Below are 21988 nucleotides of genomic sequence, written 5' to 3' on the forward strand. Positions count from 1 at the left end.
AAATTTATTGATTATTATTTAGGTTTAAATTTACTCAGCCACCTTTAGGAGATACTGTCCGTATTCATTCTTTTTAAGAGGCTGAGCTAATTTAATTAATTGTTCTTTGTTGATGTATCCTTTTAAATAGGCGATTTCTTCGATACAAGCGACTTTTAACCCTTGGCGGTTTTCTATAGTTGAAATGAAATTTGAAGCTTGCAGAAGGCTATCATGTGTTCCTGTATCGAGCCATGCAGCCCCGCGTCCAAGCATTGTTAACTTTAGCCTTTTCTCATCCAGATATAGTGAGTTTAGGTCAGTTATTTCCAGTTCGCCACGCTTTGAAGGTTTCAGTGATTTTGCTTTTTTAACGACATCATTGCTGTAAAAATAAAGACCAGTTACAGCATAGTTGCTTTTAGGTTGTTCCGGTTTTTCTTCGATTGAAAGAACATTACCTTCTTTGTCGAACTCAGCCACACCATATCGTTCGGGATCATTCACGTAATAACCAAAGATGACTGCACCATCTGTTGTTTTACTTGCATTAGTTAAAAGAGAACTAAAGTCATAGGCGTAAAAGATGTTATCACCAAGAACTAAGGCAACATCATCATCGCCAATAAATTCTTCACCTATAATAAATGCTTGAGCTAAACCATCTGGTGAAGGTTGTTCTGCATATGAAATGTTGAGGCCTAATTCAGAACCATCCTCAAATAGGTTCTTGTATAAGGGTAAATCATGTGGAGTGCTTATAATTAGTATATCCCGAATGCCAGAAAGCATCAATACTGAGAGCGGATAATAAATCATTGGTTTGTTATAAACCGGGATAATTTGTTTCGAAATGCTTTTGGTGATTGGATATAATCGAGTTCCTGACCCTCCGGCCAGAATAATGCCTTTTCTCTTTTTCATGGAATAATATGAAGCTGGTTAAACTTAAAATTAGGTATTGCTCGTTTTTAACAGATTATCAAAATAGGAGATGGTATGTTTCAAACCTTCATTAAGCTGAATATTTGGTTCCCAATTGTTTAATTTTTCCTTTGCTAAGGTTATATCAGGTTGACGCTGCATTGGATCATCGGCTGGTAAAGGTAAATAGGTGATCTTCGATCTGGAATTGGTTAATTCGATAACAGCTTGTGCTAATTCTAGCATGGTGAACTCATTCGGATTACCAATATTCACAGGTCCGATAAAATCATCTGTATTCATCATGCGGATCATTCCTTCAACCAGGTCGTCAACATACTGAAAGCTCCGTGTTTGTTTACCATCGCCAAAAATGGTTATATCTTCACCTTTAAGAGCTTGTACAATAAAATTAGAAACAACACGTCCATCGTTAGGATTCATACGTGGGCCATAAGTGTTGAAAATTCTAATGATTCGTATATCAACATTGTTTTGTTCGTGATAATTAACGAATAAGCTTTCAGCACATCGCTTACCTTCATCGTAACACGAACGGATGCCTATTGGGTTAACATTTCCCCAGTAATCTTCTGTCTGCGGGTGTACCAAGGGATCTCCATATACCTCACTTGTTGACGCTTGTAAAATTCGTGCCTTAATACGTTTGGCAAGTCCAAGCATATTTATTGCACCCATTACCGATGTTTTTATGGTTTTTATTGAATTGTATTGGTAATGCACTGGTGAGGCAGGGCAAGCCAGATTATATATCTGGTCAACTTCCACAAAGTATGGATGAGTTACATCGTGTCTAATAAGTTCAAAATAAGGATTGCTCATCAGGTGAACCACATTGTCTTTTGCACCTGTGAAATAGTTGTCCATGCAAATAACCTCATTTCCTTCATTTAATAGACGTTCACATAAGTGAGATCCAATAAATCCAGCTCCTCCTGTAACTAATACTCTGTTTTTCATTCTGATTATCCTTGTGTATTTGCTTTTAAAATATATAAGATAATAAAAGCCTGAAGGTAAGGATACTTCAGGCTTTTAGGCAAATATTATCATTAATTCTCTATAGTAGTCCTTCCGATACTGTAATAAGTATATCCAAATTCTTTCATTTCTTGAGGATCATATATGTTACGACCATCGAATATAACTCTGTTGTTCATCAATTTATCCATAACCTTATAATTGGGCACCCTAAACTCAGGCCATTCTGTAATCAATATAAGGGCATCAGCATCAATTAAAACGTCATACTGATCTTTTCCATACTCAATTGAATCATTAAGAATATGTTTGGCTTCATCAATCGCAACAGGGTCATATGCTTTAACGGTTGCACCTAATTCAATAAGCGCACTCGCAATAACAACGGATGGAGCTTCGCGCATATCGTCAGTATGTGGTTTGAATGAAAGTCCCCACATTGCAAAGGTTTTACCTTTTACATCAGCAAAATGCTCTTTAATCTTTTTAATGATCACTTTCTTTTGATCATCATTAACATTTTCAACAGCTTCAAGAATGCGTAGGTTGTAATTGTTTAATTGAGCGGTCTTGATAATAGCTTTCACATCTTTAGGAAAACAAGAGCCTCCATAACCTGCTCCGGCATATATAAACTTACTTCCAATACGAGAATCAGAACCAATACCTCGGCGAACGTTCGTGACATCAGCACCGACAATTTCGCACAAGTTGGCGATATCGTTCATAAAGCTGATTTTTGTGGCCAACATGGCATTTGCGGCATATTTTGTCATTTCAGCCGATGGTATATCCATGAACAATATTGGATGACCATTTAATACAAATGGCTTGTACAATCGATTCATTAGTTTTTCTGCCTTGTCTGATTCAATACCAACTACAATCCTGTCAGGCTTTAAAAAATCTTCAATGGCATTACCTTCTTTTAAAAACTCCGGATTCGAAGCAACATCAAAATCAAGAACCACGCCTCTTTTTTCTAATTCATCCTGGATCGCTGCTTTTACTTTTTGGGCAGTTCCAATAGGTACTGTACTTTTGGTAACTACAACCAGGTAGTTATTCATATGCTTACCTATCTGGCGGGCAACAGACAGTACATGGCTAAGGTCAGCACTTCCGTCTTCTCCGGGAGGAGTTCCGACTGCAATGAATATGGCTTCAGAATGTTCAAGGCTCTCTTTCAGACTTGTAGTAAAGTGTAATCTTTCCTTTTCAACATTCTTAATCACCATTTGGTCAAGACCAGGCTCATAAATAGGGATGATTCCTTTTTTTAGTTTGTTGATTTTTTCTTCGTCTATATCAACACAAGTAACACTAATTCCTGTATCTGCAAAGCATGTTCCGGTTACAAGTCCTACATAACCAGTTCCAACTATCGAAATTTTCATAGGCGATCTATTGCTTAGGGCTTTTAGAATTTTTATTCAATTTGATGAAGGTAATATTTCTGTAAATATTTCAAAAGTCAAAAGTATAATTTTTTATCCATAGAAAGCCTTAAAAGTTAAGAGTCGTCATATGATTTTTATTAGTTTGAAGTATTGCATAATTGATCTGATTAAAACTGAAATATCGAAAAAGGTTTGTTCTGATATAGTTGACGAATGCCAATATCTGTCATAATTTTAAGTGCTATATTTTATTTGATCCAGAAGCTTTTATACATCAAAAAAAGTTTCTAATTTTGCAGCGATTTTTTTCAATATAATGTCTAACTACTAGATTTTTAACAATTAAACAAAAATGACAGAAGAAAAAGTAAATGCGGAAGAGCAGGAAAATGCTCCAGAAGTAAAGGAAACGGTAGCTAACGTGCCAATGGAAGATTTTGATTGGGATAGCTTTGAAGCTGGTGATGTTGTAGGTGCAGGTGCTTCTAAAGAAGAATTAGCAGAAATGTATGATAAAACTTTATCTACAATTTCTGAGAAAGAAGTTATTGAAGGTGAGGTTATTACTCTTACTAAGCGTGAGGTTGTAATTAATATCGGCTTCAAATCAGACGGTATTGTTAGTCGTAATGAATTCCGTTACAATCCTGAATTAGCAGTAGGCGATAAAGTTGAAGTTTACGTAGAAAGTCAGGAAGACAAAAAAGGACAGTTAGTGCTTTCTCACAAAAAAGCACGTGCATTACGTTCTTGGGACAGAGTTAATGAAGCGTTGGATAACGACGAAGTTATCAAAGGTTACATCAAGTGTCGTACTAAAGGTGGTATGATCGTTGACGTATTTGGTATCGAAGCTTTCTTACCAGGTTCTCAAATTGATGTTAAGCCTATTCGCGATTACGATATGTATGTGGGCAAAACAATGGAATTCAAAGTGGTTAAAATTAACCCAGAATTCAAAAACGTTGTTGTATCACACAAAGCGCTTATTGAGGCTGAACTTGAGCAGCAGAAGAAAGATATTATTTCTAAGCTTGAAAAAGGTCAGGTTCTTGAAGGAACTGTTAAGAACATCACATCTTACGGTGTATTCATCGACCTTGGTGGCGTAGACGGATTGATTCATATTACAGACCTTTCTTGGGGTCGCGTAAATCATCCTGAAGAAATCGTTCAGCTAGATCAGAAATTGAACGTTGTTATTCTTGATTTTGATGATGAGAAGAAGCGTATTGCTCTTGGTTTGAAACAATTGACTTCTCACCCATGGGATTCATTGGATTCAGAGCTTAAGGTTGGTGACATTGTGAAGGGTAAAGTGGTTGTAATGGCTGACTACGGTGCATTTGTTGAGATTGCAGCTGGAGTTGAAGGTCTTATCCACGTATCTGAAATGTCATGGTCACAACACTTGAGAAGTGCTCAGGACTTCTTGAAAGTAGGCGACGAAGTAGAAGCTATGGTATTGACATTAGATCGCGACGAGCGTAAGATGTCACTTGGTATCAAGCAGCTTAAGGCTGATCCATGGGAGAAAATCGAAGAGAAGTATGCTGTTGGTAGCAAGCATTCTGCTACTGTTCGTAACTTCACTAACTTCGGTGTATTCGTAGAAATTGAAGAAGGTATCGATGGATTAATCCACATCTCAGATCTTTCTTGGACTAAGAAAATTAAGCACCCTGCAGAATTTACTGCAATTGGAGATTCAATCGAAGTAGTTGTGCTTGAAATCGACAAAGAAAATCGTCGTTTAAGCTTAGGTCACAAGCAGCTTGAAGAGAATCCATGGGATGTATTTGAAGGAATCTTTACTCTTGATTCAATTCACGAAGGAACAATTGTTGACATTTTCGACAAAGGTGCCGTAATTGCATTACAGTACGGTGTTGAAGGATTTGCAACGCCTCGTCACTTAGTGAAAGAAGATGGTGCTCCGGCTAAAGTAGATGAAAAACTTGATTTTAAGGTGATTGAGTTTAATAAGGCTGCTAAGCGTATCATTCTTTCTCACTCACGTACTTTTGAAGATGCTCATAAATCTGAAGAAGAAACAGCTAAGAAAGCGGCTGCAAAAGCAACTAAAAAAGGCGTGAAGAAGTTGAATGATAACTTAGAAAAGACTACTTTAGGAGATATTTCTGAATTAGCTGCATTGAAAAATCAATTGGAAGCTAACGAAGGAAAAACTGAAGGAGACAAAAAATAAGTTTAAAAACAACGATATATGGACTTCAAAATTGATAAATTAGATGATTTCACGTTAGTTCAGGTACTGAAAGAGAAAATGGATACGCATGTAGCTCCTACTCTAAAGTCAGAACTAGTACTCTTATCTGGTAATGGTGAAAAGAATATTTTACTTGATTTAGGTAAGTGTAATTATTGTGATTCATCTGGTTTGAGTGCAATTTTGGTGGCCAATCGTTTGTGTAAAAATGCTGATGGTGTATTTGTTTTGGCAGGATTACAGCCAGCTGTGGAGCGGTTGATATCAGTTTCTCAATTGGATTCTGTTTTAAATATTGCACCATCGTTAGAGGATGGTATTCAAATGATTCGTAAGGCCATTGAAACTATTTAATGTCTTTATCTTTAACCATTCTCGGAAGTAATTCAGCATTACCTACATCGGATAGATATCCTACCGCTCAGATACTAAATGTATCTGAGCGTTTTTTTTTGATTGACTGTGGAGAAGGCACGCAAATGCAGTTGCGTCGTAACAAGATTAACTTCTCCAAGATTAATAACATCTTTATTTCCCACTTGCATGGAGATCATGTATTTGGACTGATGGGCCTGATTTCTACCTTTGGCTTATTGGGTAGGAGGAAGGCTTTAACTATTCATGTTCATGAAGATTTAAGGGGTTTACTAAAACCGCACCTCGAATACTTCTGTACAGACTTACCTTATCAGATACAGTTTAATGATATAACAAATAATGAGCCTCGGGTAATTTATGAGGATAAGAAAGTGATTGTCGAATCATTTCCGCTTTCCCATCGTGTTCCCACATGTGGTTTTCTATTTAAAGAGAAGCCCAAACAGCCAAATATTAAAAAAGAGGCAATTGCCAAATATCAATTATCAATTGCTGAAATTGTAGCAATAAAGAATGGCCAGACTTTTATCGGTGAAGATGGTTTACCGGTTCCAGAATCAGAACTTTTGATACCAGCCCCCAAACCTTTATCGTATGCATTTTGTTCCGATACCCGCTATTATCGTCGTATAATCCCGATCGTTGAAGGAGTAGATTTGTTATACCATGAGGCAACATTCCTGCATGAACTGAAAGATTTAGCAAAAAAAACAAGTCATACGACTGCTAAGCAAGCTGCCACCATTGCGCGGGATGCTAAAGTTGGGAAACTCCTTTTAGGGCATTTTTCAAGTAGATATAAAGATTTAACATCCTTCGAAACTGAAGCAAAAGCCATTTTTAAAAATACCATCCTGGTAAAAGACAATCAATGTTTTAAAATTGATAGCTAGTCTACTCAATTATATCAGTTACTTCTTCTATTCGTTTTCTGAGTTATAAAAAAATGTAAACTTTTTTAAAGCTGTGCATTCCTTATGGGGCTTTAGTTTCACATGTGTATTAAAATTTCATTAATATTGCATTCGTTGAAATATATAATGCAAACGCTTGCATTAATTAAATTCTTGATTCATATTTGTATCAAATTTTGATTTGAAATATCGTTTAACCAAAATTAGATCAAATGAATAAAAATCCGATTAATTGCACTGTATATAATTCTAGTGCAGGAAGGCTGAGCAGGCGTTTAATATTTTTTGCTATTGTTGCCTTGCTTGTTTCAACTGTGCAATCAATTGCACAAGAACAAAAAGTGATAACAGGTAATGTTGCTGACGTAAGCGGTGAGTCATTACCTGGTGTTAATGTTTCTGTAAAAGGTACAACAACGGGAACCATTACAGATATTGATGGAAATTTCACCTTATCAGCAACAAATTCTGATGTGCTTTTAATAAGCTTTATCGGTTATAAGCCACGGGAAATCGCTGTTGGAGAGCAAACGGAGATTGAAGTGACTCTGGAAGAAGATGTTCAGGATCTTGGTGAAGTTGTAATAACGGCACTGGGTATAAAGCGTGAGAAAAAGGCGTTGGGATATTCAGTGACAGAAGTAAAGGCTGATGACATTGCTAAAAATGGTGAAATGAATCCAATAGCAAGTTTGGCAGGTAAGGTTGCCGGGGTTGATATTACGCAGACTTCAGCCGGACCATCAGGCTCAAAGAGAGTAGTTATTCGCGGTATCAGTGAGTTGGAAGGAGCTAATCAGCCATTGTATGTTATTGATGGAGTACCTGTTGATAATTCTACCATGGGGCAGGCTACTGAATGGGGTGGTTTCGATTTGGGAGATGGAACTTCAGACTTAAATCCTGAGGATATTGAGTCTATTTCTGTTCTTAAAGGTGCATCAGCCTCAGCTTTGTATGGTAGTCGAGCTATGAATGGAGTTATTCTTATTACGACCAAATCAGGTAAGAAAGGTCAAAAAGGTTTAGGAATTGATGTGAATTCATCAACAACAGTTGACCAGGTTTCAACTCGCCTTGATGATTATCAAACTACCTACGGACAGGGTAATAATGGATTGTTGCCAAGAGAAGGTCAGCCAGCGAATAACATTACATCAGCATGGGGACCTAAATTAGACCCATCAATTATGTTGGCTCAACAAGATGGTAATGAGTATCCCTATTCGCGTGTAGATGAGAATATTCAGGGCTTCTTTCGTTTAGGTAAAACTTTTAACAATAGTGTTGCGCTTTCATCAGGAAGTGAAAAAGGAAGTGTCAGATTTTCATATACAAACGTTCATAATAAAGACATCATACCTAAGTCGGGTTTAAGTAGAAATACCTTTAATCTTAGGGCAATGACTGAGATTAATAAGTTTATTGAGTTGGATGCCAAGGCTACTTATATAGCTGATAAGGTAAATAACCGCCCGGCTATGACAGATGAAGTAACAAACATTGGTAATGGATTGGTTGGTATCGTGCCTAACTTTGATCAGGCCTGGTTGAAGACTTATGTTGATGAGAACGGGAACTATATAGATTATACGGGTAATGATTACAGGGCTAATCCATATTGGACATTAAATGAGACCTTTAACGAAAGCCGTAAAAATCGTTTTGTCGGATTCGCATCATTGAATGTGACTCTAACAAGGGATTTAAAATTACGACTCAAGTCAGGTATCGATCGTTACAATAGCCGTTTTGTTAACTTCTATAATAAAAATACGCCTACCAAGGCTGGAGGTGTTTATAACGAGATAAACACAAATGCAGAAGAGGTTAATTACGAGGCCTTGTTGAGTTATACTAAAAAGATTGGTGATTGGGATATTTCAGCCAGTTTGGGTGGTAATATTATGAAGAATAAGATTCAGTCCAATAGCATTGTCGGCACTGAAATAGTTGAATCTGGTATAGCAAGTATTATAAACTTTACAAATGTGGAGGTGATGCCAACTGAGTATCAAAAGGAAATTCAAAGTGTGTATGCATTTGCACAGTTTGGCTATAAGAATTTTGCTTTTATTGATGTGACAGGGCGTAATGACTGGTCATCGACCCTGCCAATGGATAATAACTCGTATTTCTATCCATCAGTTTCAGGTAGTTTCATTTTTACAGATGCTGCTGATTTAAATTTACCTTGGTTTACTTATGGTAAGGTGCGTGCATCCTGGGCGCAGGTAGGTAGCGATACTGATCCTTATCGATTAGCTTTAACTTATGGTTTAACAGGTAAGTCTTACAATGGAATGGCAACTGGTGCCATTATGGAGGATTTTGTGCCAAAAGACAATTTATTGCCACAAACAACTACATCGTGGGAAATAGGTACTGATTTACGATTCTTTAATAATGCCGTGGGGCTTGATTTTACCTACTATGAGCAAACAACTGATGACCAGATATTGAATGTTGAAGTACCGCTGGTTTCAGGGTATCATAACGCCATTCTTAATTCTGGTTCATTAGAAAATAAAGGTATAGAAATGCAATTAAACCTTAAACCATTTAGAGGAGACTTTACCTGGGATATTGTTCTTAATTACACAAAAGTATGGAATAAAGTTAAGAGCTTACATGAAAAAGTTGATGCTTATACAATCGCTAATGCTCGCTGGTCAGGTGTAAGTGTAGTGGCTTTGGAAGGGGAAGAGTTTGGCGTGATTATGGGACGTGCTTATAAGTGTGATCCTGATGGAAATATTGTACATAACGCTACTACAGGAATGCCAATGGCTACAGATAATCCTGAGAAAATTGGTAGTATACTTCCCGATTGGACTGGTGGCATGATTAATACCTTCTCATATAAAAACCTAACGCTTAAAGCGAACCTTGATATTAGGATCGGTGGTGATATTTATTCAATTACCAACAGAACCATGATGGATGGAGGTACTCATGGTATCACAGAAGGAGGTCGCGAAGGGTTTCTTGATTGGGCTCGGCGTAATGAAGACGCCCGCCTTGATTGGATTGCCGGTGGAAACAATCCAGAAGACTATGTTCCTATACCAATGGATAAAGGTTATATAGGGGAAGGAGTAAAGCTGGTGGGTGTTGATCCTGACGGTAATGAGATTTATGAAGAGAATGATGTGATAACCAATCCACAGAACTACTGGCGTCACACTTCATCTAATATTCCTGAATCAAATGTATATGATGCCAGTTATATTAAGATCAGAGATTTAAGTCTAGGCTACTCGGTGCCTCAGAGATTCTTGAAAAACACGCCTATTCAAGGGCTTACAATTTCGGTAATTGGACGTAACCTGTTTACGCTCTACAAGAATGTGCCAAACATTGATCCGGAGTCGACATATAATAATGGAAATGGTCAGGGTTTAGAGTATGGTTCCCTTCCAACGCGTCGACACTATGGATTTAATCTAAATGTTAAGTTCTAATAAAGTTCAAAAATGATACACATGAAAACATTAAATAACTATCTGTTAATTGTTGTGGTACTATTGTTAGGGCTTGGAGCTTGTACCGACAATTTTGAGGAAATAAATACAAATCCTCAGGCTTTTAATTTTATCGATCCGGGCGTACAATTGACAAAGATACAATTGGATTTAAGCGGTAATCGAGAAGAGATCTGGCGCTATGAATTGGGGATTTGTAGTCCGATGATGCAGTATTTCGCAGGCTCATGGTGGTGCCAGCATGGAGGACAATATCGCATTGTTGAGAAAAACCATTGGTTTACTATGTGGGAAGAGATGTATCCTCGTGATATTAAGAATGTAGTTGACATTATTAATAGGACTGAGGGAGAAGAGAAATATCAGAATACGCGGGCTGCTGCACGTATTCTGAAAGTATATATGTTCTCTAAACTAACTGATTTGTATGGTGATGTGCCTTATTTTGATGCAGCTAAAGGATTTACTGATAAGATCTTCCAGCCTCGATATGATAAGCAGGAAGACATATACGCTGACTTTTTCAAAGAGCTTGATGAAGCAGTAAAAGAGCTTGATGATTCAAAAAATGATGTAAGTGGTGATATCATGTTCGATGGTTCTGTTGAGAAATGGAAACGTTTTGGAAATTCACTTAGAATGCGCTTGGGATTTCGTTTGCAAAAAGTTAATCCAACTGAAGCTGAAAAACAGGTGCGTGCTGCTATTGAAGGTGGGGTGATGATGAGTAATGACGATATTTGTAAAGTTACCCATTTGGATTTTGACTTCGTTCAGGGCGAAAACAGAGGCAATGGTCGTGCACAGGTATTTCATGCGTCTGACGATTCAGAAGGCTATCGCTTGACAAATACCTTTGTTGATCATCTGAAAGCGACTAATGATCCACGTTTGTTTATCTATGGAGGTACCTACCTGAGTGTGATAGGTCGTGAATATGGCCAGGATGTTTCAGAGCATCTGCAATTAGGTATCACACATGGCGCTATGTGGTGGAATGAGTGGGGTGATTATGGAGATTTATATGATGAAGAAGGAAATTATGTTGCTTATGTTGATCATATGCACAAACACATGATGCCAAGTAAGTATGTGGCTGATTTTAAAGCACCATTCTTTCATATGACCTATGCAGAGGTGGAATTATTATTGGCTGAGGCAGCAGTGCTTGACTGGGGAGCTACAGGTGCAGAAGAGCATTATAATAAAGCTATTCGGGCATCTATGGAGCATTGTGCACTTTATCCTAATGCACCTGAAATTGATAGCGAAGCTATTGAAGCTTACATAGCGGCTAACCCAATGCCAGCAGGTAGTCCCGACAATTTGAAAGCAATTCATGATCAATTGTGGGTGAATCTGTATATGAATGGTGTTGAGGCATATAGTAGTTTCAGACGTTCAGGTTATCCTGAATTAACACCTTTTGAGTCGGTTGAATGGTATACCAGTGGCACGGGTGGAGTTATTCCACGTCGTTTCTTCTATCCGGATTTTGAGGCGATTAATAATCCTGAGAGTTACCAGGAGGCCATTGATCGCATGGGCGGAACAGATGATTGGTTAAACCGAGTTTGGTGGGATAAAGAATAATAAAATTTTAAGGGTGCAGCAACGCTGCACCTTCAACTTCATCGCTATGATTAAAGTAGTTGCTGCTATTTGTTTGATTGTATTATTTATTGCCTGTGAAAAAGAAGATGATTCGTTTGATTGCACCGTCAACCTTGAAATTGCAGACCATTCACCTCATAGTATGGTATTAAGCGTTGAGGGGTTTGGTATTGAAGTTGCCAGATTAGAACTGGTAAATAAAGAGTTGGACGAAGTGCTCGCTATGGCGCAACTTAACGAAGGATCTGGTAAGTTACTTGTTAATCAATTGAGTCCGGGGAGTTCTTTCGATTATCTTGTAAAGATTGATGGTCAGGTAATTGAATCTGGTCATGCAGAATTGCCTTTGTTACCAGAAGCGTATAATGACTTTATTGATATTCAGATTGATGGAATACCTGATCTGAAAGGTGGTTATCTGCTAATGAATAAGATGAGTCAGCCATCAGGCATTTTTCTGTTGGATGACACCGGACGTGTAATCTGGTCGCGCTTGTCAGATAATTTCGTAAAAATGGTGAAGCTCACTAAGCGGGGCACATTGCTCACTTTGGAAGATAACCTCGGTGATAAGTTTGGAAATGGTAACCTGATTTATGAAACAACTTTTACGGGGGACACACTCGTTAAATTAACTCACGGTGTTGCCGGATTTGATCGAATGGCACATCATGATGTTGTTCTTACCGAACGAGGAACATACGCTTTTATTACCAATGTGCTGGTTGATGGATTAATAGTAGATGGTATTACGGAATTAAATGCCTATGGAGAAAAGGTTTGGGAGTGGGATATGGCAAGTCAAGTTTTACCTGTTCAGTCAGGTGAAGTATTTAATCAGCCATGGGCAAATTCAATTGAAGAGACTAAGGATGGTAATTTCCTGGTCAGTTTTAGAGCTTTAAGTCAAGTCTGGTTGATTAATCCTGCTGATGATAAAGTACTGATGAAGTTTGGTGGTGATAATAACATGGGATTACCAGAACAACACCTGCCTTTATTTCAGCATCATGCGCAAATGGTTGGTGAAGATGAAATGTTATTGTTTGACAATGGAGGTATCGACGAGCGGGCATTCAGCCGGGTGATGAGGTATAGTATTTCAGATAATTATAATCTGGCATCCCTTGTAAATGAAATTGTATTACCTCAATCTTTGTTTTCTCCATACATGAGTGCTGTTCAGGAATTTAATGATGGATATCTGGTTACTTCATCAACGAAGAATCAAATAGCACATGTTGGATTGAATAATGAAGTTAATTGGTCAATGCAATTAGGCGATCGAATGTTCAGGGCACAATTAGTAAATATGAGTTTTAATTAATGGGTAATATTTTTGTTTCTTTGTGCAAACTAATAGATTAGAAATGTCACCATCAGATAAAAAGGGCGAGATAACAATCAATGATATTGCAAAAGAACTGAATATCTCACCATCAACAGTATCGCGTGCGCTGAATGATAATGCCAAAATAAGCGAAGCCACAAAAGAGAAGGTAAGGGCTGTTGCTCATGATCTCGGTTATGAGCTTAACCTGGTGGCATCTAGTTTGTCAAAGAATAAAACCAATGTGATAGGTGTTATTATTCCTCATATTGGTTCACAGTTTTTTGCCAAAGCACTAAGTGGTATACAAGAAGTAGCCAGGGATAACGGCTACAATGTTATTATATGCCAGACTAATGAAAGCGTCCAGCAGGAAAAAGAAATGACAAGGGTCATGAATTCTGCGCGTGTAGATGGTTTGGTGTGTTGTCTGACAATGGAAACGAAAGATGTTAGTCACTTTGATGTATTTGTGAAGAAAGGTGTACCTGTTGCTATGTTTGATCGGGTTAGTTATGAAGTGCCGGGTCCGAAAATTGTTGTCGACAATTATGAAGCAGGTTATACAGCTACTGAGCACCTGGTTGCTCTGGGATGTAAGCGCATAGCCCATTTAGCAGGTGCAGCGTCATCAAAAGTATTTGAAGAACGGGCAGAAGGATTTAAAGATGCATTGCAGAAAAACGGATTGCCTTTGCTTTCCCAATTTCTTTTATCGAGCGATTTAACAGAACAGGATGCCAGAGAGGCGGTGCGATTATGGATGAATCTACCTGAAAAGCCTGATGGGATTGTTGCTGCCAGTGCATCAACCGGACTTGTTATTGCATCTGCTGCCAAAAATATGGGAGTGGTATTACCTGAGGAGTTATCAATAATATCACTTGGTAATGAGCGTTGTAATGAGTTTGTTACACCATCATTATCTGCCATTGATATGCCAGGTTATGATATGGGTAAGTCAGCTGTTAATCAGCTTATTAATTGTATCAGGGAAGAGCGTGAAGATAGTTCGATAACCTTGAAACCAATTCAATTATTGATACGGAACTCATCGTTTAAGCATTAATTTTAAAATTAGTTGTAGAAATTATAATGACGCAAATTTTTGGCTTTACAATAAAAATGCAAGCGATTGCATAAAATATTAAATTCATGCATCTTTGCTTCAAACCAAAAAGAATAGAAATGAAACTATCTGTATTAAGTAACTTGATGATTGGTCTGTCAATACTGTGTTTGGTGGCCTGTCAACCGAATAAAGAAATAATGACTAATATTGAACTGAATGACAACTGGTATATTCAATCTTCCGATAAAATATCTGCCGATGGAAAGGAGTTAAGCAAAGCAGCTTTCCAGGATGATAGCTGGATAAAAGGGAATATTCCGGCAACTGTTATGACGATTCTTAGGGAGAGTGGTGAATACTCTGATTTGTTCATGGGCGATAATATCGATCAAGTTGATGATAGTCGGTTTAAACAACCTTGGTGGTATCGCAAAAACTTTGTTCTGGATAACTATGATAAGGAAGCTGTTTATCAACTGCGCTTTGAAGGCTTAAATTATAAGGCCAATGTGTGGGTTAACGGAAGCCAGATAGGCGATGAACTATCGGTTGAAGGGCCATTTAGCAGATGGACATTTGATGTGAGCAAATACCTTGTTGAAGGAAGCAATGCCATCGCAGTGGAGATAATACCACCTGTAATAGGTGATTTAACCATTGGTTTTGTTGATTGGAATCCGGCAGCTCCTGATCAGAATATGGGACTATGGAGAGGAGTGGAGTTGATAAAGAGTGGTGCAGTTTCAATAGAATCTCCATTTGTAACCACCAAACTTAATCGCGAGAACTGGAAAGATGCCGAACTAACGATAACAACAATGGTTACTAACCATTCTGAAAAAGCAGAAAAGCTAACATTAGATATTGATATAGAAGGGATCGGACAAGTGTCACATGTGGTAGAATTGCAGGCTGGTGAATCACGTGATGTGTCTGTTAGCGCAAGCGAATATCCCTTATTAAATGTAAAGCATCCAAAATTATGGTGGCCGAATAATCTGGGCGATCCTTACATGTATAATCTAATCGTTAGTGCAAAAGTAAATGGTACAGAATCTCAAAAGATAGATACCCGATTGGGTATACGTGAGATAGAGCAATATTTAAATGCAGATGGGCATAAAGGCTGGAAGGTTAATGGTAAGCCGTTGACCATTAAAGGAGCAGGATGGGTTGATGATATGTTTCTGGCAGACGATACAGAGAAGGTAATTGCACAGGTTGAGTATGTGAAGCATATGAATCTAAACTGTATCCGCTTGGAAGGTTTTTGGGGTCGGGATAAAACAATTTATGACGCTGCAGATGAGAATGGCTTATTGATAATGATCGGGTGGAGTTGTCACTGGGAATGGGAAGCCTATTGTGGTCGCCCCGAAACGCATTTTATGGCCATAACAGGTAAAGATGAAATAGAGCGCCATGCTCAGTCATATCGTGATCAGGTTTTGTATTTGCGTAATCATCCAAGTGTATTCCTTTGGGTGTTTGGCAGTGATAAATTACCCGTGCCTGAGTTGGAAGCTAAATTGAATAATTATATTACAGATGTTGACAATTCGCGTCCGATACTTGCAGCATGTAAATACCAGGACTTTGGAACAGATCATTACAACCATAGTGAAGTAAGTGGTGCTGCAGGCGTTAAAATGTTAGGCCCTTATGGCTATGTTCCACCGGTATACTGGTACATTGATACAATTGCAGGTGGTGCATATGGATTAAATACAGAAACAGGTCCTGGTCCGCAGGTGCCGCCAATGGAAAGTATTAAAAAAATGATTCCGGAAGATAAATTATGGCCTATTAATGACATGTGGGATTTCCATTGCGGACGTCACCAGTTTGGTTCATTGGATAGGTACTTGAACTCGTTTAATAAGCGTTATGGTGAAGCCAAAAGTATGGAGGAGTTTGCATTTAAATCACAAATATCCAACTATGAGGCTATACGTCCAATGTTTGAGGCCTTCCAGTCCAATAAATTTCATGCAACAGGTGTTATACAGTGGATGTTGAATTCGGCCTGGCCTGAGATGTTCTGGCAATTGTATGATTACTACCTGTTGCCCAATGGTGCTTTCTATGGTACAAAAAAAGCATGTCAGCCACTTAATGCTATCTATAACTATAAGGATAATAACATCTACTGGGTAAATGATTTTAATAAGGCAGTAAATAATCAAACATTGAGCATCAAAGTGTATGATATTAACTCCAAAGTGCTATTTGCCGAAAAAGTAGCTCTTGATTTATCTGCACATAGTTCAGGTATGGCTTTTGAAATGCCGCAAATAAACGGATTGACTGAGACATATTTCATCAACCTGGAGCTGTTTAATGCCAATAACGAACTAGTAGCGGATAATTTCTACTGGTTATCAACCAAGGCCGATGAGATGAAGTTCGAAGAGACAACGTGGGTTTATACTCCTCCAAAAGATTATGCTGATTTACAGGCATTAAATAATCTGGCTGAGGTTAATGTTATACCCAAATGGCATCAAACAAAAGATGAGAAGTATACATATTTTGAATGTCAACTTGAGAACCAGTCTGAACAGATTGCATTCTTTATTGAAGCAGCAGTAGTTGATCAGGAGACGAACCAGGTTATTGTACCTGTTTTTTGGAACGATAACTATGTGAGCTTAATGCCAAATGAGACAAAAGTTATTATAGCCAGGGTATCAAATAAGTTACTACCTGAAAATATTGATTTTAGGATAAAGGGCTGGAATATTAAATAAGCTTTGCAAAGATGAAGCCGGTTGACCCCAAAAATAAACTAAACCGACCGAAAGATGGTATCGGCTTCATTCTTTTACAAAGAGTAAATACTGAGAGATAAACCTTTTATTGATTAACACTTGGTTGTATATTGAACTGATTTGGTGGTAATCATTAAATGTCAAAAAATGGCATTTATTAGACTAAAGAGAAAAATTAATGGAACAAACAAGAACAATTATAGGAGTTGATTTGGGTGGAACAAACATGAGGGCCGGGCTTGTTGAAGGAGACAAAATAATGGAAGTGTCTTCTTGTCTGGTTCCCAAAACTGATGTTGCGAAGGAAGTGACACAAGCCCTAATCACAACCATAAGAAAAGTGTTGACACCTGAAGTAGAAGGAATAGGAGTTGGCGTGCCAAGCTTGGTAAAGGCGGCCAGTGGCGTTGTTTACGATGTTCAGAATATTCCATCATGGAAGAAAATTCCTCTTAAGGATATACTGGAAAACGAATTTAATGTCCCTGTGTACATCAATAACGATGCAAACTGCTTTGCCGTAGGAGAACGGGTTTATGGAGCAGGACAGGATTATGATGATTTTGTTGGATTAATAACCGGAACCGGATTGGGAGGTGGTATCATCAAAAAAGGTCATTTACTTCAGGATCAAAATTGTGGAGCGGGCGAATTCGGCATGATGCCATACCTTGAACATGACTATGAATATTACTGCAGCGGACAGTTTTTTGAGAACGTACATCATATCAACGGTGGCGAATTAGCCCAAAGAGCTGCTGCTGGGGATAAGGAAGCACTTGTAATATTCAGGGAATATGGTACCCATCTGGGCAAAGCCATTAAAGCAATTCTTTTTGCCGTTGATCCGAATGCCATTGTACTTGGCGGTTCAGTGTCAAAGTCATATGAATATTACAATGAAGCAATGTGGAAAGAAATTGCGACATTTCCTTATCAGTTTGTACTTGAAAATTTTGTAATTGTACCTTCTGTCGTTAAGGAAATTGCTATTTTAGGTGCTGCTGCACTTTACATTGATGCGGCAGAATAAAATTAAAGCAGCATAGTAAACTAGAATAACCGATATGATACAAGATATGACCGTTCAAAACCAATGCGCAGTAGGTGTTTTTCTTGGAGGTAAGAACCTGCGTGTGGGGCGTGTTCGTAATAACATTGTTGAAGCATCTCTTGCTCTTGAGATTGACAACCATAATTCTGAAGAAATAATTTTAAAAGATATTATGGATGCAATCGATCAGGTTTTTAACAATGAAGTAGGCGGTATTGGTATTGGAGTACCCAGTCTTGTTGATGTATCAAAAGGTATCGTGTATAATGTTGAGCACATGCCATCCTGGAAAGAAGTGCATCTGGGCGATTTATTGTCCGACAGGTATAAAGTTGGTGTCTATGTAAACAATGATGCCAACTGTTTTGCCATCGGTGAGAAATACTTTGGAAAAGCCAAAAAATACGCCAATGTTGTAGGAGTTGTAGCAGGTGTAGGTTTAGGTTGTGGGGTTATCACCAACAATCACTTGTATTCAGGTACCAACTGTGGTGCAGGAGAATTTGGTTGCATACCGTACCGCGATCATAATTATGAGTACTACTGTACCACCCAGTACTTTGAAGTTAAGTATGGCCTTAAGGCCGATGTGCTTTACCGGCGGGCTAAAAAGCAGGATAAGATAGCATTGGCAATACTGGAACAATTTGGTTTTGACTTTGGTCAGGCTATGAAGACCATTTTATATGCTTACGATCCTGAATGCATTGTCATAGGTGGTAATATAAGCAGATTCTTCCCGTATTTTGAGGAGTATATGTGGAAGGTAGTACGGAAATTTCAGTATGAGAAAACAGTTGAAAAACTAAAGATAGAAGTCAACGATCAACCGGATATTGCTGTTTTAGGTGCCGCGGCACTGTATTATGATGCTATTTCTAAGTAGATAATTAAGTGTAAAACATTAAAAGTTTCTGATAATGAGCTTTAAACGAAGCTTAACCAGGGAGGGTACATCCTTTTATTAAAAACAATAGCTATAAACCTTAAAATATTACTCATGAATAAACCATTTTTTCTAACAGTTTTACTCGTCATACTCATGGCATGCAAGCATGATAAAACATTTGACGGGCTTGTATTGCTTAATCATTTGGGTTATCATAAGTCGGCTTACAAAACTGCTGTGTTTCAGACGAAGTCAGACCAACGACCTTCCGGCTTTCAAATTCTTGATGCACAGGATAAAGAAGTATATGCCGGGGTATTTGAAAATGGTGGACAGATTGATAATTGGCACACAGGCAAAGCCTATCAGGCAGATTTTACAGGATTTAGTCAAATTGGTGAATTTACATTTAAAGCACTGGTCGGTAGCAATGAGGTGGTTTCCATACCTTTTGAAATTTATGATAAACCTTTAGCAAATACCCTGTTGCCATTATTAACAAAGGCATTTCAACTTCAAAGATGTAAATCACCATATAACGATAAGGACAAGAAAATGTCTTTCTATGGTGAAAGGACAGATATTGTTGATGTTAGTGGAGGTTGGTACGATGCATCCGGTGAAAAAGGAAAATACCTGAGTCATTTGAGTTTTTCCAATTACATGACACCACAGCAATTACCAATGATGGTCTGGAATATGCTTGAAACGCTTGAAGTTTTGAAAGATGCAGACCTGCAAAATAAAGCGCAAATAGCTTCTGAAATAAAAACTGAAGCAGCCTATGGAGCTGATTACCTTGTTCGTATTCAGGACCCGGAAGGTTATTTTTATGCAACAGTTTTTGCTGGGTGGACAAAAGATCCTGAACAGCGCGAGATTTGTGCTTATGAAGGGCAGGATGGCAAACGCAATGAAAGATACCAGGCTGCGTTCCGCGAAGGAGGTGGAATGGCCATTGCAGCGCTGGCAAGATGCGTATCAGATAATATAAGTGGTGAGTTTTCACAAAAAAAGTACTTACAAACTGCAGAGAAGGGATATACCCATTTAAAAGCCTATAACCTGAGTTATTGTGACGATGGCAAGGAGAATATCATTGATGATTATTGTGCTTTATTGGCATCCACTGAACTTTACAAGGCCACCGCTAATTCGATGTATTTAAATGATGCACGAGAGAGAGCAGTATCTCTTACAAACCGATTAATGAAAGATGGTACTTGTAATAACTGGCTGAGGGCTGATGATGAAGGTCAAAGGCCATATTTTCACGGTGCGGAAGCAGGTTTACCCGTAATTGCCATGTCACATTATCTGACAATTGAAAACGATGAAGAAAGAATAAACAATTCAAAGGATTTTATTATTAAATCCCTTCAGTTTGAGTTATGCATCACTAATGAGGTTAACAACCCATTTGGTTATGCACGCCAACTTGTGAAGGCCACCAATGAGCAACTTGCCCGAACGGCATTTTTTCTGCCACATAACAATGAAACAGGTTATTGGTGGCAGGGAGAGAATGCCCGGTTGGCATCACTGGCAACAGCAGTGTTTAAAGCTCAGACTGTATTGGATAGTGAAATGCAGCGCTTAACCCTTAAATATGCTTTCAACCAGATTAACTGGGTATTAGGTCTCAATCCATATGATGTATGTATGCTACATGGTGCAGGACGTAACAATCCGGATTACAAGGAAGCTGGTAAATCTATGAACTACCTTGGAGGTATTTGTAATGGTATAACAGGCGGCTTTGATGATGAACGGGATATTGCCTTTCGACCAATGCCCTATGATAATGATCCGGCACAGCGCTGGAGATGGTCAGAACAATGGTTACAACACGGAGGATGGATGATGCCGGCAATCGCATATTCCGCGGTAATCAATTAATAACCCATAGAATTATTAAGGACGGAAGCAGGTTGATATGGCTTGCTTCTGTTATTCAATACCCATAAAGCTATGAATCAAAAAATTCTTGTCTCACTAATTATAATGGTTTTGTATGCATGTTCCGGGGAAGGAAGCGATACAATAAAACCAACAAGCAATAATACCTTTATACACGAGTCAGCTGAGTCTTTGAAGCCATTTCCGCAATCAGTAACATTTACTTCCTGTATAAAACCAGATCATAAGACCCAGGCCCAGCTTAACCAGGATGTCATAGACTATTATAAGTACTGGTTGGGTAAATATGTTCGTAAGTCAAATGGTACCACACCGGGAGGCGGGTATTATGTGTCAATGAAAGGAACCGGAGGTGATGGTAGTGAAATTACCACCTCGGAAGCACATGGTTACGGTATGATCATTTTTGCCTTAATGGCGGGGCATGATCCGCAGGCCAAACACTATTATGATGGTATGCTTAATATGTTTGACAAGCACAGAAGTATAGGAAATCCTGAATGTATGTCATGGGTTATCCATCAAACAGAACAGGTAATTCATGATAAAGGAAGTGCTACCGATGGAGATATGGATATATCCTATGCGCTATTAATGGCAGATAGACAATGGGGATCGGAAGGAAGCTTAAACTATCTTGAGATGGCGCGTACTATGATTAATAATGGCGTTAAGAAAAGCGATATGTCCATTGAATCAAAAAGAACCATGTTAGGCGATTGGGATACAAATACCTATTCTACGCGCTCCTCTGATTGGATGGTTGCGCATTTTAGGGCATATAAGCACATCACCTCAGATGCCTTTTGGGATGATGCCGTTGATAAGGCTTATCAACTGATTGAATCACTAACCGACAATTATAGTTCAGACACTGGTTTAATGCCTGATTTTATTGTAGACGAATCTCCACGCCCGGCTCCAGAATATTATTTGGATGAATTCAAGGAAACAGATGAATATTGTTGGAATGCTTGTCGTTATCCATGGAGAATAACGACAGATTATGCCCATTTTGAAAGCAAA

Annotated in this window: 15 protein-coding genes; 12 read left to right on the forward strand and 3 right to left on the reverse strand. The window is 38.4% G+C overall.

Going from position 1 to position 21988, the window contains the following annotated elements:
* Window positions 1-30 precede the first annotated feature (30 nt).
* The 3 genes from rfbA to AC4MRQ_RS11990 form a co-directional block, all read right to left on the reverse strand.
* Window positions 31-903 carry a glucose-1-phosphate thymidylyltransferase RfbA gene (gene rfbA / locus AC4MRQ_RS11980; protein WP_491197912.1) on the reverse strand — a complete coding sequence of 291 codons (873 nt, stop codon included), beginning with the start codon at window positions 901-903 and terminating at the stop codon, window positions 31-33.
* Between the two features lie 30 nt (window positions 904-933).
* Entirely contained in the window at window positions 934-1884 is a 951-nt protein-coding gene (locus tag AC4MRQ_RS11985) for a UDP-glucuronic acid decarboxylase family protein (protein ID WP_491197913.1), read from the reverse strand.
* A gap of 92 nt (window positions 1885-1976) precedes the next feature.
* On the reverse strand, window positions 1977-3302 hold the full coding sequence (locus AC4MRQ_RS11990; protein WP_491197914.1) for a UDP-glucose dehydrogenase family protein: 1326 nt from the start codon (window positions 3300-3302) through the stop codon (window positions 1977-1979).
* A 355-nt stretch (window positions 3303-3657) separates the two neighbouring features.
* Here AC4MRQ_RS11990 and rpsA point away from each other — a divergent pair, with 355 nt between their 5' ends.
* The 12 genes from rpsA to AC4MRQ_RS12050 all read left to right on the forward strand — a co-directional run.
* Window positions 3658-5514: a 30S ribosomal protein S1 gene (gene rpsA, locus AC4MRQ_RS11995; protein WP_491197915.1), complete on the forward strand. Its 1857-nt coding sequence runs from the start codon at window positions 3658-3660 to the stop codon at window positions 5512-5514.
* A gap of 18 nt (window positions 5515-5532) precedes the next feature.
* Window positions 5533-5889, forward strand: a complete 357-nt coding sequence (locus AC4MRQ_RS12000) for an STAS domain-containing protein (protein ID WP_212189201.1) — start codon at window positions 5533-5535, stop codon at window positions 5887-5889.
* A complete protein-coding gene (locus tag AC4MRQ_RS12005) occupies window positions 5889-6806 on the forward strand; it encodes a ribonuclease Z (protein WP_491197916.1) in 918 nt (305 codons plus the stop codon). Before AC4MRQ_RS12000 ends, AC4MRQ_RS12005 begins: the two co-directional genes overlap by 1 nt.
* Window positions 6807-7039: 233 nt before the next feature.
* Entirely contained in the window at window positions 7040-10291 is a 3252-nt protein-coding gene (locus AC4MRQ_RS12010; RefSeq protein ID WP_491197917.1) for a SusC/RagA family TonB-linked outer membrane protein, read from the forward strand.
* A 21-nt stretch (window positions 10292-10312) separates the two neighbouring features.
* The gene (locus AC4MRQ_RS12015) at window positions 10313-11905 is read left to right on the forward strand and encodes a SusD/RagB family nutrient-binding outer membrane lipoprotein (protein WP_491197918.1); all 1593 of its coding nucleotides are present in this window, start codon (window positions 10313-10315) and stop codon (window positions 11903-11905) included.
* Window positions 11906-11951: 46 nt separating this feature from the next.
* Complete coding sequence (locus tag AC4MRQ_RS12020) at window positions 11952-13253, forward strand: aryl-sulfate sulfotransferase (RefSeq protein ID WP_491197919.1); 1302 nt, start codon at window positions 11952-11954, stop codon at window positions 13251-13253.
* A gap of 43 nt (window positions 13254-13296) precedes the next feature.
* Entirely contained in the window at window positions 13297-14325 is a 1029-nt protein-coding gene (locus AC4MRQ_RS12025) for a LacI family DNA-binding transcriptional regulator (RefSeq protein ID WP_491197920.1), read from the forward strand.
* 119 nt (window positions 14326-14444) lie between these two features.
* The gene (locus tag AC4MRQ_RS12030; RefSeq protein ID WP_491197921.1) at window positions 14445-17078 is read left to right on the forward strand and encodes a glycoside hydrolase family 2 protein; all 2634 of its coding nucleotides are present in this window, start codon (window positions 14445-14447) and stop codon (window positions 17076-17078) included.
* Window positions 17079-17277: 199 nt separating this feature from the next.
* A complete protein-coding gene (locus AC4MRQ_RS12035) occupies window positions 17278-18132 on the forward strand; it encodes an ROK family protein (RefSeq protein ID WP_491197922.1) in 855 nt (284 codons plus the stop codon).
* A gap of 34 nt (window positions 18133-18166) precedes the next feature.
* On the forward strand, window positions 18167-19039 hold the full coding sequence (locus AC4MRQ_RS12040) for an ROK family protein (protein WP_491197923.1): 873 nt from the start codon (window positions 18167-18169) through the stop codon (window positions 19037-19039).
* Between the two features lie 114 nt (window positions 19040-19153).
* Window positions 19154-20941: a glycoside hydrolase family 9 protein gene (locus tag AC4MRQ_RS12045; protein ID WP_491197924.1), complete on the forward strand. Its 1788-nt coding sequence runs from the start codon at window positions 19154-19156 to the stop codon at window positions 20939-20941.
* Window positions 20942-21013: 72 nt separating this feature from the next.
* Window positions 21014-21988, forward strand: a 975-nt coding sequence (locus tag AC4MRQ_RS12050; protein WP_491197925.1) for a glycosyl hydrolase family 8, incomplete at its 3' end; no start/stop codon positions are given.

Source organism: Carboxylicivirga sp., assembly GCF_982718395.1.

Bases quoted from the DNA above. Each gene is read 5' to 3' on its own strand.
- rfbA (WP_491197912.1), bottom strand. From the start codon at position 903: ATGAAAAAGAGAAAAGGCATTATTCTGGCCGGAGGGTCAGGAACTCGA.
- AC4MRQ_RS11985 (WP_491197913.1), bottom strand. From the start codon at position 1,884: ATGAAAAACAGAGTATTAGTTACAGGAGGAGCTGGATTTATTGGATCT.
- AC4MRQ_RS11990 (WP_491197914.1), bottom strand. From the start codon at position 3,302: ATGAAAATTTCGATAGTTGGAACTGGTTATGTAGGACTTGTAACCGGA.
- rpsA (WP_491197915.1), top strand. From the start codon at position 3,658: ATGACAGAAGAAAAAGTAAATGCGGAAGAGCAGGAAAATGCTCCAGAA.
- AC4MRQ_RS12000 (WP_212189201.1), top strand. From the start codon at position 5,533: ATGGACTTCAAAATTGATAAATTAGATGATTTCACGTTAGTTCAGGTA.
- AC4MRQ_RS12005 (WP_491197916.1), top strand. From the start codon at position 5,889: ATGTCTTTATCTTTAACCATTCTCGGAAGTAATTCAGCATTACCTACA.
- AC4MRQ_RS12010 (WP_491197917.1), top strand. From the start codon at position 7,040: ATGAATAAAAATCCGATTAATTGCACTGTATATAATTCTAGTGCAGGA.
- AC4MRQ_RS12015 (WP_491197918.1), top strand. From the start codon at position 10,313: ATGAAAACATTAAATAACTATCTGTTAATTGTTGTGGTACTATTGTTA.
- AC4MRQ_RS12020 (WP_491197919.1), top strand. From the start codon at position 11,952: ATGATTAAAGTAGTTGCTGCTATTTGTTTGATTGTATTATTTATTGCC.
- AC4MRQ_RS12025 (WP_491197920.1), top strand. From the start codon at position 13,297: ATGTCACCATCAGATAAAAAGGGCGAGATAACAATCAATGATATTGCA.
- AC4MRQ_RS12030 (WP_491197921.1), top strand. From the start codon at position 14,445: ATGAAACTATCTGTATTAAGTAACTTGATGATTGGTCTGTCAATACTG.
- AC4MRQ_RS12035 (WP_491197922.1), top strand. From the start codon at position 17,278: ATGGAACAAACAAGAACAATTATAGGAGTTGATTTGGGTGGAACAAAC.
- AC4MRQ_RS12040 (WP_491197923.1), top strand. From the start codon at position 18,167: ATGATACAAGATATGACCGTTCAAAACCAATGCGCAGTAGGTGTTTTT.
- AC4MRQ_RS12045 (WP_491197924.1), top strand. From the start codon at position 19,154: ATGAATAAACCATTTTTTCTAACAGTTTTACTCGTCATACTCATGGCA.